Origin of the sequence: Olsenella urininfantis (assembly GCF_900155635.1) — a bacterium.
GTDB lineage: Bacteria > Actinomycetota > Coriobacteriia > Coriobacteriales > Atopobiaceae > Olsenella_G > Olsenella_G urininfantis.
The window spans coordinates 1,278,490-1,296,030 of the sequence record NZ_LT732540.1; the positions used below are offsets into that span (position 1 = coordinate 1,278,490).

At 67.6% G+C, this 17,541-nt stretch carries 20 protein-coding genes; all 20 read right to left on the bottom strand.

The features are described 5' to 3' along the window. Window positions 1-17: 17 nt before the first annotated feature. The 20 genes from CZ375_RS05880 to yedF all read right to left on the bottom strand — a co-directional run bounded on the left by CZ375_RS05880 (window position 18) and on the right by yedF (window position 17,512). Window positions 18-215: a hypothetical protein gene (locus tag CZ375_RS05880; RefSeq protein WP_077598328.1), complete on the bottom strand. Its 198-nt coding sequence runs from the start codon at window positions 213-215 to the stop codon at window positions 18-20. Then, on the bottom strand, window positions 216-1,487 hold the full coding sequence (gene dltD, locus CZ375_RS05885) for a D-alanyl-lipoteichoic acid biosynthesis protein DltD (protein ID WP_234966906.1): 1,272 nt from the start codon (window positions 1,485-1,487) through the stop codon (window positions 216-218). 3 nt (window positions 1,488-1,490) lie between these two features. Further along, window positions 1,491-1,748: a D-alanine--poly(phosphoribitol) ligase subunit DltC gene (dltC, locus tag CZ375_RS05890; RefSeq protein WP_077598330.1), complete on the bottom strand. Its 258-nt coding sequence runs from the start codon at window positions 1,746-1,748 to the stop codon at window positions 1,491-1,493. Beyond that, window positions 1,741-2,919: a D-alanyl-lipoteichoic acid biosynthesis protein DltB gene (dltB, locus tag CZ375_RS05895; protein ID WP_077598331.1), complete on the bottom strand. Its 1,179-nt coding sequence runs from the start codon at window positions 2,917-2,919 to the stop codon at window positions 1,741-1,743. Before dltB ends, dltC begins: the two co-directional genes overlap by 8 nt. 3 nt (window positions 2,920-2,922) lie before the next feature. Then, window positions 2,923-4,497, bottom strand: coding sequence for a D-alanine--poly(phosphoribitol) ligase subunit DltA (gene dltA, locus CZ375_RS05900; RefSeq protein ID WP_200799706.1), 1,575 nt, complete (start codon window positions 4,495-4,497; stop codon window positions 2,923-2,925). A gap of 396 nt (window positions 4,498-4,893) precedes the next feature. After that, window positions 4,894-6,207 (bottom strand): histidine--tRNA ligase, encoded by a 1,314-nt coding sequence (gene hisS, locus CZ375_RS05905; RefSeq protein WP_077598333.1) that lies wholly within the window; start codon window positions 6,205-6,207, stop codon window positions 4,894-4,896. Window positions 6,208-6,306: 99 nt separating this feature from the next. After that, window positions 6,307-6,810 (bottom strand): MogA/MoaB family molybdenum cofactor biosynthesis protein, encoded by a 504-nt coding sequence (locus tag CZ375_RS05910; RefSeq protein ID WP_200799707.1) that lies wholly within the window; start codon window positions 6,808-6,810, stop codon window positions 6,307-6,309. Next, window positions 6,807-7,835 carry a molybdopterin-binding protein gene (locus tag CZ375_RS05915; protein ID WP_077598334.1) on the bottom strand — a complete coding sequence of 343 codons (1,029 nt, stop codon included), beginning with the start codon at window positions 7,833-7,835 and terminating at the stop codon, window positions 6,807-6,809. Before CZ375_RS05915 ends, CZ375_RS05910 begins: the two co-directional genes overlap by 4 nt. Window positions 7,836-7,895: 60 nt before the next feature. After that, window positions 7,896-8,375, bottom strand: coding sequence for an MOSC domain-containing protein (locus tag CZ375_RS05920; RefSeq protein ID WP_077598335.1), 480 nt, complete (start codon window positions 8,373-8,375; stop codon window positions 7,896-7,898). Next, a complete protein-coding gene (moaC, locus tag CZ375_RS05925) occupies window positions 8,372-8,848 on the bottom strand; it encodes a cyclic pyranopterin monophosphate synthase MoaC (RefSeq protein ID WP_077598336.1) in 477 nt (158 codons plus the stop codon). Before moaC ends, CZ375_RS05920 begins: the two co-directional genes overlap by 4 nt. A 3-nt stretch (window positions 8,849-8,851) precedes the next feature. After that, window positions 8,852-9,823 carry a GTP 3',8-cyclase MoaA gene (gene moaA, locus CZ375_RS05930; RefSeq protein ID WP_077598337.1) on the bottom strand — a complete coding sequence of 324 codons (972 nt, stop codon included), beginning with the start codon at window positions 9,821-9,823 and terminating at the stop codon, window positions 8,852-8,854. Further along, the gene (locus tag CZ375_RS05935) at window positions 9,816-10,901 is read right to left on the bottom strand and encodes a sulfate/molybdate ABC transporter ATP-binding protein (RefSeq protein ID WP_077598338.1); all 1,086 of its coding nucleotides are present in this window, start codon (window positions 10,899-10,901) and stop codon (window positions 9,816-9,818) included. Before CZ375_RS05935 ends, moaA begins: the two co-directional genes overlap by 8 nt. Next, window positions 10,901-11,587 carry a molybdate ABC transporter permease subunit gene (gene modB / locus CZ375_RS05940; protein WP_077598339.1) on the bottom strand — a complete coding sequence of 229 codons (687 nt, stop codon included), beginning with the start codon at window positions 11,585-11,587 and terminating at the stop codon, window positions 10,901-10,903. The genes CZ375_RS05935 and modB overlap by 1 nt, the downstream gene beginning before the upstream one ends. Window positions 11,588-11,595: 8 nt before the next feature. Continuing rightward, window positions 11,596-12,471 (bottom strand): molybdate ABC transporter substrate-binding protein, encoded by an 876-nt coding sequence (gene modA / locus CZ375_RS05945; protein WP_077598340.1) that lies wholly within the window; start codon window positions 12,469-12,471, stop codon window positions 11,596-11,598. 69 nt (window positions 12,472-12,540) lie between these two features. Continuing rightward, a complete protein-coding gene (locus CZ375_RS05950) occupies window positions 12,541-13,587 on the bottom strand; it encodes an XdhC family protein (RefSeq protein ID WP_077598341.1) in 1,047 nt (348 codons plus the stop codon). A 3-nt stretch (window positions 13,588-13,590) separates the two neighbouring features. Continuing rightward, on the bottom strand, window positions 13,591-14,655 hold the full coding sequence (gene selD / locus CZ375_RS05955; protein ID WP_077598342.1) for a selenide, water dikinase SelD: 1,065 nt from the start codon (window positions 14,653-14,655) through the stop codon (window positions 13,591-13,593). 1 nt (window position 14,656) lies between these two features. Continuing rightward, window positions 14,657-15,451, bottom strand: a complete 795-nt coding sequence (yqeB, locus tag CZ375_RS05960; protein WP_077598343.1) for a selenium-dependent molybdenum cofactor biosynthesis protein YqeB — start codon at window positions 15,449-15,451, stop codon at window positions 14,657-14,659. Between the two features lie 28 nt (window positions 15,452-15,479). Beyond that, window positions 15,480-15,716: a putative Se/S carrier protein gene (locus CZ375_RS05965; protein WP_077598344.1), complete on the bottom strand. Its 237-nt coding sequence runs from the start codon at window positions 15,714-15,716 to the stop codon at window positions 15,480-15,482. Between the two features lies 1 nt (window position 15,717). Beyond that, complete coding sequence (locus CZ375_RS05970; protein WP_234966907.1) at window positions 15,718-16,881, bottom strand: aminotransferase class V-fold PLP-dependent enzyme; 1,164 nt, start codon at window positions 16,879-16,881, stop codon at window positions 15,718-15,720. A gap of 13 nt (window positions 16,882-16,894) precedes the next feature. Next, a complete protein-coding gene (yedF, locus tag CZ375_RS05975; protein WP_077598345.1) occupies window positions 16,895-17,512 on the bottom strand; it encodes a sulfurtransferase-like selenium metabolism protein YedF in 618 nt (205 codons plus the stop codon). Window positions 17,513-17,541 lie beyond the last annotated feature (29 nt).

Sequence of the window (17,541 nt, forward strand, 5' to 3'; positions counted from 1 at the left end):
CGCTCGCCTCATGTGACCTAGAAGCTCGCATAGACAAACTGCGCGGGGCCGGTGAGGCCCGAGAAGACCGTAAACCAGATGAGCAGGGCTCCCATCATGCCTACCGAGAGCAGCGCTGCCGCGCCCACGCAGGCCGGGCGCCTCTTCGCCAGGGAGTCGATGCCCTTCCCCATCCGGCCAGCGAGCCCCAGGGCTCGTTCCTCATCCGTTGCCATCTACCGCTCCTTCCTCGAGGTGCCGTCCTGGGAGCCCGCGAGCCCCTCCGCGCCTCCCAGGAAGCCGCTCTTGCGGCCCCGCGCGAAGTCGTACACCGCCCGCTCTATCCACACCCAACCACGCCACCCCGGATGCACGGTGTCGCAGAGGAAGTACTTCTCGTACTCGCAGCTCGAGAAGTCCGCGTATGCGCTGCCGTTGTCGTTGCAAATGTCACGGACGCGTTGGTAGTAGAGCTGACGCTCCTGCTGGCTCACGTTGGCACGGTCGTACCAGCTGCCGTGCACGGGCAGGATGCACACCAGGGGCTCAAGGCCGCACTCGCGGCATACCTTGAGAAAGCACGCCAGGTCAGCATACTCGTCGTCCGCCTCGTGGAAGTTCTGGTTCAGCTCCGGAAGGAACTTTGAGTTCTTTGCCCAGAACGCGTCGTACACGCCGTAGTCGTTATTGGTTGCCCGGGAGGAGCCCTCGGCGTCTGCCTGAGAAAGAAGGGCCTGCCAGTCGGGCTCGCCCGCAGCCGTCCCGTCCGTGCGCGCGGCGCTCTTGCGTGGAGCGAGGGAGATGACATTGGACAGCTTGGAGCGCAGCTGCAGCTGATCGGCCTGGTAGTAGGCCAAGGCGTTTACCCTGTCGGCAAGGCTGTCCCCATTTGCCGCAGCCACCTTCGAGGAGTCCACGCCTAGGGCCGTGACGCGGCGGCGAACATAGGCGCGCGTCTCGTCACTGATGTTGGGGTTATTGCAGAACTCCTGGTAGAGCGAGTAGCTGAACTTCGAGCTGAACTTGCTCTGATCGCCGTTACCCTTGAAGAACCATTGGGGAGAGACCATGATCACGACCTTCTTGCTCCCCGTCTTCTGGGCGTATGCCCCGGCGGCGATGGCCTGCCAGAGGCTCTGGTCGTACGCCTCCCCCACGTAGGTCATGTCCACGCCACGGGAGGCCTCTCCAAAGACCGCCTGGGGGCACATGGAGACCAGGTCCTTGGATATGTAGAACTCGGAGGAGCCGAAGCAGAGCAGGCCGTCGGCAGACGCGTTACTGGTGACGAAGCCGCTGCTCTCGGACTTCCCGCTTGCATAGACGTAGTCGTACAGGCGCGTTTGGTCGGCCGGCCCCATGCCCGTGAGCAGCAGGCGCTCGAACGCCACGAAGCCAGCGGCAAGAAGAAGGAGCCCCAGGGCAACCGCACGCAGCAGCCGCATGCCAGGTCCCAGCCGGCGAGCGGCTCCCAGGCCCCTTGACCCCTGCACCTGTCCCCGTGCCACCACCTACATCCTCGCTGCCACCTGGGTGGCGATCTTGCCGACGGTGTTCATGTCCTCCCGCGGGAGCTCCGTGGGGGCAATGGACACCCCAAACTCCTCCTCGAGTCCCACAAGCAACTCTATTGCCGCCATGGAATCGAGAAATCCCAGCGAGAAGAGGTCATCGTCCAGGTGGCTTCCAAGGCCGTCCTCGCCGCTCACCTCCTCGACCAGGTCAAGGACGCGGGAGAGGACCTCGTTGGCATCGTGCGTATCAGACATGGAGCGCTCCTTTCACGAGCAGGGACATCTGCCCCGAGAACAGGGCAAAGCCGAAGAAGACGAGCTGAAGGGTGACGAACCACGACATCAGCCGATAGGCGGGGTCGTTGCGGTGCCTGCGATAGAACGCGCTCTTCTGGTGGCCCTCGGTAAGCGCCATGAGGACGCCGTGGTAGAGGCCATAGGCCACATAGTCCACCGTCACCCCATGCCAGAGGCCCATGAGCAGCATGTCCGCGAGTAGCGCCAGCTGCGCGGTGCGCAGGCGCCCCCTCACGAGCCTCCTCTTCATGAGGAGTCTCACGAGTCGCATGAAGACGAAGTCGCGCAGCCAGGTGGAAAGGGTGATGTGCCAGCGGTTCCAGAAGTCCGTGAGGTCCCTGGCGAGGAAGGGCGCGCGAAAGTTGCGCGGGAGCCTCACGCCCAGGCAGAAGGCAAGCCCCATGGCCATGAGCGAGTAGCCGGCGAAGTCGAAGAAGAGGTAGAGGCCGTAGGAATAGGCGCAGGCCAGCTGCTTTCCCAGCTCCTGGAGAAAGGGCCCGTCTCCCCAGGCAGAGGGCAGGTAGAGGCGATACGCGAGCGCCGCGATCACCAGCTTGTACACCATTCCCACCATAAAGAGCAGGATTCCACGGGCAAGCATGCCCGCGTACTCGTCACGCGGGATGCGTCTTCCCAGGTCCTCCCCAAAGCGACGGCTGCGGTCTATGGGACCAGAGTCGAAGCTGGGGAAGAAGAGCAGGAAGTAGAGGTAGTCCCAGAGCTTGAAGTCCTTCTTGGAGATCAGCCCGTCATATGCCTCGAGCTGCACCTGAACCACCTTGAAGGTGACATACGAGATTCCCGCGAAACCCAGGAGCCCCGACCCAGAGAGCGAGACGGTAAGCTTGTAGACCACCAGGGGCGCTATGGAGACAAGCACCGCCGCCGTGGTGCGCCACAGGCTCCTTGGACGTCCCAGCAACCAGAGCGTGGACCCGATGGACAGGGACAGGAACAGCGCCAAGGAGAGCGCGGCGGCAAGGTTTCCCCAGAACATGAGGACGAGCATGGCGATGCTTGCGAAGAGTCCCCACGCCATGAGGGGCAGCTCGAGCAGGCCGAGCACCGCAGACACCAGGACGACGAGCGCCGAAAGGGCGAAGAAGCTGGGGGTCGTGTAGAAGCCCATGGGCTAGAGCCCCCTCAGGGCCTTGTGGTCCACCTTCTCGTTGGGCGTCAGGGGCAGGCTCTCGAGCAGGCGAAACGAGCGCGGGACCATGTATGAGGGAACGCGCAGCGAGAGATGCAGCTTGAGCTCCTTGACGAGGTCCATGCCCGTGAGGTCCTGTCCCCTCTCGGGCACCACATAGGCACGCAGGCTATGCACGCGCCCATCCCTTTCCAGCGGAAGCACAACGGCCCTGCTCACCAGCGGGTCCTTCTCCAGCGCCCCCTCTATCTCGCCCAGCTCCATGCGAAAGCCGTTGAGCTTGATGTATGAGTCGAAGCGACCCTCGCAGTACAACATGCCGTCCGCGCCGATACGCCCGCGGTCTCCCGTGCGGTAGGCACGGCAGGCGGCCCCGTCCTGCATGCGGTCCTCGAAGAAGGCGGCGGCTGTCTTCTCGTCGTTCCTGTAGTAGCCCTTGGCGACGGTGTCGCCCACGATGACGATCTCCCCGGAGACGCCCGGCGCGCAGTGGCCACCCGAGTCCCTGTCCACGATGCGCAGCTCGGTTCCAAGGCGTGCCCTGCCCACCGGAAGCGGGGTGCCCGCCGACAGCATGCCGTCGTCTATCTCCACGTAGGTCACGGCAACCGTAGACTCCGTGGGACCGTAGCTGTTGGCGATGCGGGCCCTGCCGAAGCGCTCGCGCAGGCGGCGAGCCGTGGCAGGACGCAGCTCCTCGCCACAGAAGAGGAAGAGGCGGAGCTGCGGGAGAAGCTCCTCGGTGAAGCTGGGGTCAGCCAGGCAGAAGTCCGCGAAGGACGGCGTGGAGACCCAGACCTCCACGCCAGAGCCTGCCAGGTCCCGTAAGAGGGAGCGGTGGTCCTCGGAGACCTCGCGCGAGAGCGCGTGCAGGCAACCGCCCGTCGAGAGGGCACCGACCAGCTCGTATTCCGAGAGGTCGAAGGAATAGTGGGCTTGGTCGAGAAAGACGCGCCCGCCCTCCGACACCACCGGAAAGCCTTGCATCCAGTCCATGAAATGGGCGACGTTGCTTGCCGAGACCTCGATGCCCTTGGGCCTGCCCGTGGATCCCGATGTGAATATGACGTAGTTGGTGTCCTCCCCGCCCACCCAACGCTCGGGCGCGGGCCCTGGGGCAGGGACGTCCTTGGAGACGGCGCCCCTCGCATCGAGCACGACGCAGCCCGAGAGCTGAGAGACGAGGTCAGCAGGCACGTCAACGCAGGCTAGGAACGTGGCTCCCTCGATCTGCGCGGCGATGTCGCGCACGCGGGCGGCGGGCAGCTCTCGGTCGACGGGCACGAAGGCGTGACCCGAACGCAAGCAGCCCAGAAAGGCGGCAACGGTGAGCGCGGACTTCTCGCCATACACCAGCACGGGCATGCGGCCTGGCGCCGCGACGGCCAGCTCCTGGGCAATCCTGCCGGCAAGCTCCCAAAGCTGGCCATAGCTCACGTCAGATGCGCCATCCACCTGATAGGCGATCGCCTGCGGGTTGCTCAGCGCGTGGTTGCGCACCGCCTCGAGAAAGCGGTTCCCCTCACTGGACCTGTCGCGGCTGGCACTCATACCCATGGGCTTCCTCCATCGGTGGGCTTCGAGCCGCAGTATGGCGATGGAAGATTGCGCGAAAGGTGCGGTGGAGGCATCAGCACAAAAGGGGGAACACTTTTAAGCAATCTTGAAATATCCGTGTTCAGGCCGTGGAGCCGTGCTGATGGCAAACTAACTCAAGATGTGAACGGAGCGGGGGAAGTCGCGATGGGCAGGCGAGAGGTGACGCCGGGGTGAGCGAACGCGCCCTTCTCGGCAACGCGGAGCCCAGAAGCGCGTGTTGGCCCACCTGCCAGAACCTCGCAGGTGCAGGTGGGCCAACACCTCATTTCGTGCCAAGAGGGGCGCAAGCCAGCAGGTTCGGACCACTTGCAGCCGCACGAGACCGGCGCGGAGGGCCGCAGGGCGACAGAAGCCCTACGCCAGGCGCGTCCCGACCGTTTCGGGCAGGGCTGCCAGAGGGACCAGATCCTGCTCGTGAGTGCGCATGTCGCGCACCGTGGCCGCACCGGCGGCGAGCTCCTCGGAGCCCAGCACGACGCAGATGGGCGCGCCCAGCTTGTCAGCCTGCTTGAACTGGCTCTTGAGCGAGCGTCCCTGGTAGTCTGCCTCGCAGCGGATTCCCGCCTGGCGCAGCGCCAGCGTCACGTCGAAGGCCGCCGCGCGCTCGTCGGGCGAGGCGCAGGCAACGTAGACGCAGCTGGGGGCAGGCGTCTCGAGGCTCGAGCCCTGTGCCTCAAGGGCAAGCGCGATGCGCTCGAAGCCCACGGCGAAGCCGATGCCCGGCGTTTGCTTGCCGCCCTCGAGCTCCATGAGCCCATCGTAGCGGCCGCCGCCGCCGATGGCCCCCACGCCGCTCGAGACCGCCTCGACCTCGAAGACCGTGCGGGTGTAGTAGTCCAGGCCGCGCACCAGCGTGGGATCCTCCTCATAGGGGATGCCGGCAGCATCCAGGTAACGTTTGACCTGCTCGTAGTGGGAGCGGCACTCGTCGCAGAGGTTGTCTGTGACGAGGGGCGCGTCCCTCATGACCCGCTGGCAGCGCTCGTTCTTGCAGTCGAAGGAGCGCAGCGGGTTGATCTGGGCGCGCTCCAGGCAGTCCTCGCACATCTCGTCCTCGTGCGCGAGGATGAAGTCGCGCACCTTGTCGCGGTAGGCGGGGCGGCAGTCCTCGTCACCCATGGAGTTGACGCGCAGCTCAAGCTGGGAGAGGTCGAATCCCAGGCGCTTGTAGAACTCCATGAGCATGATGATGCACTCGGCGTCCGCCGCCGGGTCAGGCGCCCCCAGCCACTCCACTCCCACCTGGTGGAACTGGCGCAGGCGCCCCTTCTGGGGGCGCTCGCCGCGGAACATCGCCTCGGCGTACCACAGCTTGGCCGGAGCCGCGCCCTGGGGCACGAAGTTGTTCTCCACCGCGGCGCGCACCACGCCCGCCGTGCCCTCGGGACGCATGGCCATGCGCTGCTTGGCCTTCAGGCCGCTCTCGCTGCCTGCCGCCAGGAGATTCTCGAAGAGCGCACCCGAGACGACGCGGAACATCTCCTTGCGAACCACGTCCGTGGACTCGCCGATGCCATGGACGAAGGTATCCACCTGCTCTATTGCCGGGGTCTCTATCATGTCGAAGCCGTAGGAGCCAAAGAGCTCGCGGGCAACGTCCTGCATGTGCTGCCAGGCACGCATGTAGCCGCCAAACAGGTCTTCCGTGCCTTGGATCTTCTGTGCCATGGGACTTCCTCTCCTGGGTGTGCCCCAGCAGTATACCCCGCCGGGATGCGGGGATGGGCAGGCGGGGCGTCGCGGGCGCCCCGCCTGCCAGGGCCTTGCCTAGGAGGCGGCGCAGTCGGCGGGGCCGCCGCGCAGGATGCGCAGGCCATGGGCTATCGCGTCGATGACCGCCGAGAGGTTCTCCACGGCGGCCTTGGGGCTTCCGGGCAGGTTCACCACCAGGGTGGCGCCTGCGATCCCGCAGGCCTCGCGGGAGAGGCAGCCGTGCGGTGTGATCCGCAGGGACGCCGCCCTCATCGCCTCGGGGATGCCAGGGGCCATGCGCTCGCAGACGGCTGCCGTGGCCTCGGGCGTGACGTCACGGGGCGAGAAGCCCGTCCCTCCCGTGGTCACCACCAGGGCCACGTCATCCCCAACGGCTTCGCGCAGGGCGCCCTCTATGAGCGGCTGCTCGTCGGGCACGACACGGCACCCCACCACGTCATAGCCCGCCTCGCGGAGGAACGCCTCAAGCGCAGGCCCGCTCGCGTCCGCCCTCTCGCCGCGGAAAGAGCGGTCGCTCACCGTGATGACCTCCACCGAGAAGGACAGGGCGCCCGTCACAGCAGGCCCCCCTCGCCCAGCGCCACGAAGTCGCGACGCGCGAGCTCGACGCCTGCCAGGATGCGCGGTAGGACCAGGTCGAAGATGGTGGTCTTGCTGTACATCACGCAGCCGGGGAGCCCCAGCACGGGACGGCCCGGCGCGCCCGTCCTGCCGGCATGGCCGAACTCGCCTTCGTAGTAGCCCAGAAGCATCATGGCCCCTGGAAGAACGGGGGCGCCGTAGGTCACGATGCGCGCGCCCGAGCCCTTGATGGCGCCGGGCGTGTTGTCGTCAGGGTCAACGCTCATGCCGCCCGTACACACGATAACGTCCACGTCGCTCGCGCGCAGGCGGGCCAGGGCGGCCCGGATGCTCTCGATGCCGTCGTCCACCAGCTCGTGCTCGCTGGCGGTGACGCCGAAGGCCGCGAGCTTCTCCTCCACCACCGGAGTGAAGCGGTCCTTGACGAGCCCCGCTGCCACCTCGGAGCCCGTGGTTATGATGCCGGCCCTGCGCAGCTTGAAGGGCTCGACGCTCATGAGGGGGGCACCCTGCGCCGCAGCCTCAGCCGCCTCCACCACGCCGCGGTCGACCACCAGGGGGATGGCGCGCGTGCCCGCGACCAGCTGCCCCGCCCTCACGGCTGCGTTGGACGGCCTGGTGGCGACCATGACCTCTTCCACCGAGTTCACGGCGAGCAGGCGCTCGGAGTCGACCATGAGGACGCCGTCGTGGGTGGCACGGAGGTTGATCTTGCCCTCGCTTGGCTCTCCCACGCGCTCGATGCCGGGGCCCTCGCAGAGCGCGGCCAGGCGGTGTGCCGCGTCGTTCTCGTGCAGCTTGCCCTCGTCCATCTCCCAGACGTAGAGGTTGCGCTTGCCCATGGAGAGCAGGACGGGTATGTCCTCCTCCTGCACCACGTAGCCCTTGCGGAAGCGCACGCCCTTGAAGCGCTTCCTGCCGTCCTCGTCCGTGGGGATGATCTGGGTCATGTCGTGGCAGAGCACCTGTCCCACGGCATCCTCGGTCCTGATCTGTCTCATCGTGTCGCATCTCCTTTCATGGCGTTGACCCCCACGCGCGAGCTGGCGCATGGGCCTTCCTCAAAGCGTGTCTAGATCGAGAGCGCGGATCTCGTCACCAGGGCGCAGGGTGCCGCCGCGCAGCACCACGCAGAAGATGCCCTCGGTGGGCATGACGCAGGTGCCCACGAGGCGGCGGATCTCGCAGTCGTTGTGACAGGCCTTCCCTATCTGCGTCACGGCCAGGAGGCACTCCCCCGCCTGGAGCACGCTGCCCACGGACAGCTCGCACAGGGAGAGGCCCTCGGTGAGGACGTTCTCTGCGAAGTCCCCCGCGGCGAGGTCCACCCCCTTGCCCCTCATGGAGTCAACGGACTCGTTGCCCAGCAGGCTCACCTGGCGGTGCCATGCGCCCGCGTGGGCGTCACCCACTATGCCCAGACCCACCCTGAGCTCGATGGCGTCGCAGTGGTGCTTGCGCGTCCCCTTGCGCTCGCTGATGCAGCAGTCCAGCACGCGCCCGCGCGCGGCCGCCGGCCTCGTCCCGTCTCTCCCTGTCATGCCCTCTCCCCCCTTGTGAAGTGCCCGCTCTTCCCACCGTCCTTCTCGAGCAGGCGGATGTCTTCCATGGCCATGTCCCTCTGATGCGACTTGCACATGTCGTAGATGGTGAGCAGCGCCACCGAGCAGGCCGTGAGGGCCTCCATCTCCACACCCGTCTCTCCCTTGCAGCGGCAGGACGCCTCCACGGCTATGGCGCCTTCCTCGAAGGCGAACGTTACGTCCACGCCCGTCAGCTGGATGGGATGGCACATGGGCACCAGCTCCCAGCAGCGCTTGGCCGCCATGATGGCCGCCACCTGGGCCACGGGCAGCACATCGCCCTTCCTGGTGCGCCCCTCGCGCACCAGGGCGAGCGTGTCGGGCCGCATGCGGATGCGGCCCGCCGCGCGCGCCATGCGCCGGGTGGGCTCCTTGCCGCTCACGTCAACCATTCGCGCGCGTCCCTGCTCGTTGAAATGGGTAAGCGCCATGGCCTATCCCCCTATCTCGTTCATGGCACGCGCGCTCTCGCTCGCGCGGCCCAGGATCGCACTCATGTGATGCTCGAGCGGCTTGTGAGAGATGCCCAGCCGCAGGGCGTCGAGGAGCTCGTCGCCGTGCAGCCCACGCAAGGCGATCTCCTCGCCCGAGTGCAGGCAGGGCTTGAGCATCCCATCAGCCGTGATGCGCAGGCGCGCGCAGCCCGAGCAGAACTTGTGGCTCATGGGGCGGATCAGCCCCACCGTGCCCTTCCAGCCCGGGGCCGCATAGAGCGCGGCGACCCCGTCGGGGCCAACAGGCACGAGCTCTCCCATGACCTCGAGCACCTTGTCCACGGAGACGAAGCGCTCCCGCGGCCAGGCGGCGCACTCGCCCATGGGCATCAGCTCTATGAAGCGGACGCTCGAGACGCCCAGGGGACCGTCGCCTCCCGCACGCGCGAGCTCGGCCAGGGGTCGGATGTCGCACTCGTTGACGCCGCCGATGAGCACGGCATTGACCTTGGTGTTGGTGAAGCCCGCAGCCCTGGCGCTGGCCAGGCCGCCGAGCACGTCCTCGAGCCTCCCGCAGCGCGTGATGCGGGCGTAGCGGCCCTCGTCCAGGCTGTCGAGGCTGACGTTGAGCCTGTCGAGGCCAGCCTCGCGCAGCGCGGGCGCAAGCGCCGCCAGCGCGCATGCGTTGGTGGTCATCGCCAGCTCTTCGATGCCCTCTACGCCCGACAGCATGCGCACCAGCCCCACGATGCCCCTGCGCGCAAGCGGCTCGCCGCCCGTGATGCGCAGCTTGCGCACCCCCAGCGACGCTGCCGCGCCGACCATCTCGCGCAGCTCCTCGAAGGAGAGGATGTCGTCATGGGAGAGCATGGGGACACCGTGCTCGGGCATGCAGTAGGCACAACGGCAGTTGCAGCGGTCCGTCACGGAGAGGCGCAGGTAGCTGACGGTACGACCGCAGGCGTCACGCAACGCGCGCGCCTCCCCGGCCCCTCTCGACCAGGGGCATGACGCACTCGGACGCCACATGCAGGACGACGTCGGACCCTACCCCAAGGCCCCGCCAGCGCTCCTTCTCCAGCTCGAAGCGAAGGGGGCCGCCGCCGGGCGTGCGCAGCATGACGATGGTCGAGAAGGTGCTGTCTATGACCTGGTCCACCGTGCAGGCGAGGGGGTTCTCGGAAGGGCAGCCGCGCTCTCCCTCCACCATGAGGTGGTGCGCACGGATGCCCGCATGGCTCGTCTCTTCGCCCACCTCGCCGCAGCACGCGAGGGTCACCCCCCAGTCCGTGCACAGAAGCGTCCCCGGCGCCGCCATGCGCGCCCGGGAGACGTTCTTACACCCGGAGATGAGCGCCGCCCCCAGGGTCACGGGGGCCGAGAAGAGCTCTCCCATGGTCATCTTGGGGTCAGAGACCCCCTCGTTCAGGACGCAGACCGTGTCACAGCCGCGATAGACCTCGTCGCGGTCGTGCGAGACGTAGAGCACCCCGCCCGGAAACGAGCGCAGGGTCCGTGACAGCTCCATCTCGAGCTGCCAGCGCAGGTGCCCGTCCAACGCCGAGAACGGCTCGTCGAGCAGAAGGAGCTCGGGCTCGTTGGCCAGGACGCGCGCCAGCGCGACGCGCTGCTGCTGCCCGCCCGAGAGGGCCGCCGGCCTGCGGGCGGCAAGCCCCTCGAGCCTCATGGCCGCAAGCAGGTCGTGCGCGCGCTCGCGCCTCCGACCCCTCTCCGGGAGCCGCACCGCCGCCATGACGTTCTGCTCGACCGTCATGTTGGGGAAGAGGGCGTAGCTTTGGAAGAGGTAGCCCACCCTGCGCTCCTGGGGCGGCAGGTCTACGCGCCGGTCCGAGTCGAAGAGGGCGCGCCCGTTGAGCTCGATCAGGCCCTCGTCCGGCCGCTCGATTCCCGCTATGCACTTGAGCGTCATGGACTTGCCGCAGCCCGAGGCTCCAAGCAGCGCAAGGATCTCGTGGTCTGCAGGCAGCTCGAACGAGACGTCAAGGTCGAACGACTCAAGGCGCTTGCGTATGTCCACGACGAGAGACATCAGGCGATCACCCTCCCCGCCCGCGCTGGTCGCCGGGCCCCCTTGCGCTCGATGAGGTTCACGGCCAGCAGGACGACGGCGGATATGGCGAGGTTCACGAGCACCCAGCTCAGGGCACCCGCGTCATCCCCCGTCCTCCACAGCTGATAGACCGTGGTGGAGACGGTGGCCGTGGACCCCGGCGTGTAGCCGCACACCATGGCGGTCGCGCCATACTCGCCCAGCGCGCGGGCGAAGGCGAGGACGACGCCGGCGACGATGCCCTGCGTGCAGCAGGGCATCGTCACGCGCCAGAATATCCAGGACTCGGGCTTCCCCAGCGTCCTCGCGGCATGGGCGAGCGTCTCGTCGAAGCCCTCGAACGCGCCACGTGCCGTGCGGTACATGAGCGGGAGACTCACCACCACGGAGGCGAGCACGGCGGCCGGCCACACCATGGTGAGCCTCAGGTCGAATGCCGCGAGCAGCATCCCCAGAGGGCGCCTTGGCCCCACCAGCCTGAGGAGCAGGTACCCGACGACCGTCGGGGGAAGCACCAGCGGGAGCGTGAGGACCACGTCCAGCGCGCCCCGGAAGGCGTGCGGCAGCCTGACGATCGCGCGGGCGAGCCAGACGCCAAGGAAGAAGACGATTGCCGCGGAGATGGCGGCGATCCTCAGCGAGTTGATCAGCGGATACCAGTCCAAGGCCCTGCCTACCTCGCTGCCAGAGGCGTGAACCCGACGGCCTCGAATGCCGCGGAGCCGTCGGGGCCCTGCAGGTACTCGAGGAAGGACTTGGCCACGTCCGCCGACTTGCTGCCCTTGAGTACGGCAGCCGGGTAAACGACCTTCCCGCACATCTCCTCGGTTGCCTCGTCGACGACGGTCAGCTTGGCCGAGGTGGCGTCGGTCTTGTAGATCACACCGCAGTCGACGGTGCCCTCAGCCACCTGCGAGGTGACCTCCTTGACGTTGGTCCCGTAGGTGATGCAGCCAGCCTGGGCGAGGGCCTCCTCGTCCAGGCCCATGTAGGCCAGGATCTTCTGGGTGTACTGGCCCACGGGCACGTCGGAGTTGCCCATGGCGAGGAGGACGTCGTTGGCCGCCAGCAGGTCCTTGAGCCCTTCGAAGCTCTTGACCGACTTGGGGTTGCCCGCGCTCACCACCAGCGTGACCTTGTTCTCGAGCAGGTCGACCCGCGTGGCGTGGTCGACGAGGTCAAGCCCGTCGTTGCCAGACTTGGCCTGTGCGTCCAGGGCGTTCATCTGCTTCGGGGAGGCCGAGATGAACAGGTCGCAGTCAGCGCCCTCCTGGATCTGGGTCTTGAGGGTCCCGGAGGAGTCGAAGTTGCACTCGATGGTGAGGCCGTCGTTCTCGGCCTCATACGACTCGGATGCCTTCGTGAGGGCCTCCGTGAGGGATGCGGCGGCGAACACGACGAGCTTGGAGGCCTTGGTCTCGGCGCTTGGGGCACCACCCTCGCCTCCCTGCTCCTTCGGGGGATTGGCGGAGCAGGCCGAAAGGCCCGCCGCGGCCCCCGCCGCGACACAGGCGGTGGCGAACTTCCTTCTTGAGATGTTCTGGCTCATGTGCGTCTCTCCTTTTCGAAAACGTGCTTCATGGTGACGTGTGGCTCTGTTCAGAAAGTCCCTCTGCCATCACCTCCCGGGCGTCGCGTCGGTGGGAACGGGGTGCTGATGAGGTTTCACGGGACGCAGGTCCGCACGGCAGCGGATCATCTCGCCCGCTATGGAGATCGCGATCTCTCCCGGTGTGACGGCCAGGATGTCGTCACCAACGGGCAGGTGCACGGACTCGAGCCACTCGCGGGAGACGCCGCGCTCCGCCAGGGTCTTGCGCGCGAACGCCGCCTTCCCGCGGCTGCCGATGCAACCCACGTAGGCGGGACGCACGGCATAGACCTGCTCGAGCACGTCGATGTCAGCGACGTGCCCGTGAGACATCACCAGCACGTAGTCACGACGGGTGACGTTGACCCTCTCGGCGATGTTTCGGAAGTCGCCGAGGATGACGCGCTCCGCCTTCGGAAAGCGCTCTGGCACGGCGATGCCCTCGCGGTCGTCGAAGACCACCACACGAAACCCCACGCTCTCCAGCACCGGAACCAGGGCGCAGCCCACGTGGCCGCCGCCGAAGATGTAGGCGATGGGGTCAGGCCCCACGGGCTCCACATAGCTCTTCTGGCCCTCGTCCCAGAGGGGCGTGTCGGCGGTGGCGCGCGGGTCGATGGGGCCCATTTCGTCCAGCGTCAGCATCTCCACGCGGACGTCGCCAGGCTGGCCCCAGTGCTCCACGAGCACGAAGGGCTCGGCGGAGGCGAGAAGCTCCGACAGGCGCTCCAGGGACACCTCCTCCCCAGGAAGGGAGTGGCGCGCGGAGACCAGGGCGTCTCCCCCGCAGGCCATGCCCGTCTTGGCGTGGGTGATCCACTCGACGGTGTTGCCAGCCTCGCCGGCGAGCACCTTCCTGGCCTTCTCCTGGCCCATGTACTCGATGTTGCCGCCACCGATGGTGCCCAGGAAGCTGCCGTCCTCGAGCAGGGCCATGCGCGCACCGGCAGCACGCGGCATGGAACCGCGCGTGGCCAGGATGGAGACCAGCGCAAACGAGCGGCCTGCCCTGAGCTCGCCGAGCAGGCGCGCGACGAAGGCGCGGTCCCTCATGGTCTCGTGAGAATCCGTCATCTCTTACCTCGCAGTCTCTCTCGTGTTCAGCCGTATGCGCCGGCTTCCCTCCTCGTGCTCCACCACCCTGCCCACCACGCGCGCGCTGGGCACGCGGCCGTCTGCCCCGAGGTCGTCCACCAGGCCGTCCGCGTCGTCTGCGGCGACGCAGGCGAGCAGGCCGCCGGAGGTCTCGGGACAGAAGAGCACGTCGGCCATGTCCTGCGGAACGTCCCTGACGTCCACCTGCGACTCGGCATAGCGACGGTTGCGGTACATGCCGGCCGGCAGGATGCCCATGCGCGCCCAGGAGCGCACCTCGGGCAGGAGCTCGAAGGCGTCCACGTCCACCTCGATGGCGACGCCCGCGCCCTGGGCCATCTCGAGCATGTGGCCCATCATGGCGAATCCCGTCACGTCGGTCGCCGCGTGGACGTCGTGCCGGACCATGACGTCGCGGGCGTAGCGGTTGAGGGTCATCATGACCTTCTCGGCCTGCCTTACGGCCTCGCCCTCGACAAGGCCTCCCTTGGCGGCCGTGACCACCTCCCCGATGCCCAGCGGCTTGGTGTAGACCAGGACGTCGCCCACCCGCGCACCCGAGTTGGTGAACATGCGCGCAGGGTTCACCAGGCCGGTCACGGCAAGCCCGTACTTGGGCTCCTCGTCGTAGATGGAGTGCCCTCCCACGATGGAGGCGCCGGCCTCATAGACCTTCTCGTAGCCTCCGCGCAGAATCTCGTGCACCAGCTCCTTGGGCATGTCCTCGGGCACCGCCATGATGTTGAGGGCAACCTTGGGCTCCCCTCCCATGGCATAGACGTCCGAGAGGGCGTTTGCGGCGGCTATGGCGCCATAGGTGAAGGGGTCGTCCGCAATGGGAGGGAAGAAGTCCACGGTCTCGACAAGGGCGATGTCGTCCGTGATGCGATAGACCGCGGCGTCGTCGCTCTTGTCAAAGCCCACGAGCAGGTCTGGGTCATGGATGACGCTGATGTCCTTCAGCAGCCTGGCAAGCTCTCCTGCCCCGACCTTCGCGCCACAGCCTGCGCACTCCGCCAGCTTGGTCAGCTTGATGTCCTTCTCCATGCTAGTCCCCCAGCCTTCCCGAGAGCCCCAGCAGCGCCTCGAGCACGCCGCCGCCAACAGCACGGGCCTTGTCAGATGCCGAGAAGCAATGCTCGCGCTGGCATCGAGGGTCGATGTCGCCTGACTTCATGCCACGCACAACAGGCACTCCCCCTTGCAGGAGGCCGCGCAGGACCCCGTCGATGGTGGCGCGCATGGGCTCGCCCGCCACCTGGGCAACGACGTCTCCCGCATGCACCACGTCGCCGATCTTTGCCAGGGGCTCGAAGGGCCCGTCGGCGGGGGCGCGCAGGACCCTCTCGGTGGTGAAGCCGCCGATGTTTCCCGGCACGCCCGTGTTGGGGATGGGAGAGCCGTCCAGGATGACGCGCCCCAGGTAGTGGCCGCGCTTGGTCTCCACCACGGCATGGCAGTCCACGGGGGCCGTGAAGCCGGGCCCCACTCCGATGACGATGGGGGCCAGGTCCTTGGTGGTGCCCAGGTTGCGCTTGGCCAGGATGGCGTCCACCACGGCCTGGGGCCGCAGGACGGGAATGCTTGTGCCGTCGGGGTCTACCAGCACGGCGACGTCACCCGCGGAGCAGACCTCGAGCGCCTCCCCGCTGTCCTTGCAGAGCCGGGCGCTCACGTCCTCGACCTGCGCCTCTCCCAGGCGAACCGCCTCGGAGAAGCACACGGTCCTTCGTACCGAGGTGGGTACGGCCACGTCCAGCATGACCAGCGAGCAGCCCGCGCGATGCAACCTGAGCGCGATGCCCGTGGCAAGGTCTCCCGCCCCCCTTACGACAACCAGCATCTTTATCACTTCCCTTCCCGATCCGTCCCTAGAGCTCCAGCTCGACGATCCGTGCGTACGCGAAGCGGCCGCGTGCCGCCGCCTCGAACGCGGGGCGGCACTCCGGCGGCATGGACCAGGCCATGCCGCAGTCCGCCCCCAGGGACACGGGCATGGGGATGATCCTGCCCTCTATGCCCCCCTCATGGCAGCAGCGCTCCGCCTCGAGCGCCTCGTGCGTCGAATCGAACGAGGCGACCGCCCTCGCGCGACGTGCGCGCACCATGCTAGAGCGCCTCCGTCGCAAGCTCCGCCAGGGCGACGACGGCCGCGTCTATCTGCTCCTCGCTGGTGAAGCAGCCGAACGAGAGGCGCACCGACCCCGCGTCCTGAGTCCCCAGGGCCCTGTGCATGCGTGGTGCGCAGTGAGCCCCCGCGCGCGTGGTGATGCCATAGTCACCTGTCAGGGCGTCTGCCAGGCTTGAGGACTCCCACCCCCTGAGGTTGAGCGCCACCACGGGCGCATGCGGGGCACCAGGCACAAAGTCCCCGTAAAGGGTCATCGACCCCTCGGGCAGGCTCTCCCTGAGCCCTCCGAGCAGCCGAGAGAGGAGAGCCTGGTCATGGGCCTGGATGGTATCCACGCCCGTTTCGAGGATCCACCCCACGGCAGCGGCGAGCCCTGCCAGGCCATGCCCGTTGAGCGTGCCCGCCTCCAGATGCTCGGGGTAGCTCCTGGGCTGGGTCTCCTCGAAGCTCAGGACGCCTGTGCCGCCCGAGAGAAGAGGCTCCACCTCGACGTGCGGGGCAACCATGAGGCCACCCGTTCCCTGGGGGCCCATGAGGGCCTTGTGCCCCGTGAAGCAGAGCACGTCCACGCCCAGGGCCTCCATATCCAGCGGGATGCAGCCCGCAGTCTGGGCGGCGTCGAGCAGGACCAGGGCGCCGCGCGCATGAGCCAGGCTAACGACAGGCGCCAGGTCGAGCACGTTGCCGGTGAGGTTGGAGGCGTGCGTCAGCACCACCAGGCGCGTCCCCGGCGTGACCAGGTGGTCGAAGTCCGCAAGCGAAAGGCGTCCCAAGGCGTCCGCAGGGGCGAAGTCCACACGCACGCCCCTCTCGGCCGCAAGGGAGTGCAGCGGACGCAGGACTGAGTTGTGGTCCCAGTCCGTGGCGACCACGTGGTCACCCTCGCCCAGCAGGCCCCAGAGCGCGCAGTTCAGCGCCTGGGTGACGTTGGCGGTGAAGCAGACCCTCTCGGGATGGGAGAAGCCCAGGAGCTGCGCCAACCCCTCGCGACAGGCGGTCACGGAACGGGCGGGGCCCAGCTCCGTGGGGGAGGTGCCACGCGCGGCGCTGCCAAAGGAGCCCAAGGCCGCCATGACGGCCTCGGCAACGCAGGCGGGCCTATCGAGCGAGGTTGCCGCGCAGTTGAGGTAGATCGTCTCCAACGCGATCCGCGGCCTAGATGCTGGTGACGCCCGGCGTGGAGCTTATGACCTCGCCGATGTGATAGAGGTTGGTCACGCCACCCACGGCAAGCTTGTCGCGGATGCCCAGGAAGTCCAGGCAGGTACCACAGGTGAGCACCTCACAGCCGCGAGCCGCGAGCTCCCTGATGTCCTCGAGGGACTCCGAGCCCTCGCAGCAGAAGGGGGCTCCGCCGTTGTAGAAGATGACCGTCTTGGGAACCTCCTCGCCATGCGCGAGCGCGTAGATGAGGCCGCTCATGAGCTTCGCGCCAAGGACGTCGTCCCCCTTGCCCAGCGTGGCGGAGCCAACGAGCACCGCGGACGGGTTCTGCGAGGCGGCCGGGACGTCGCAGTAGGCGGACGCCTCCTGCTCCGCGCTGCCGCTGGCCTCGAGCCGCTCGCGCGGGGTCAGGCTCACGGTGGTCTCGCCCGCATTGACCGAGACCGCAAATCCGCAGTTCTTCTCCTCGGCAAGGCGCCTGAGGTTGTTGGTTGCCACCTCGTCGTTCACCAGCACGTTGAGGGTCTCGCCGGGCGCGAGCCTGGGAAGCGCCGAGAGCGTCAGGACCACGGGGCGCGGGCAAGCCTGGTTGCGGGCATCGACATCCATGAGAATCCCCTTTCGACTCGTTTTCTCCG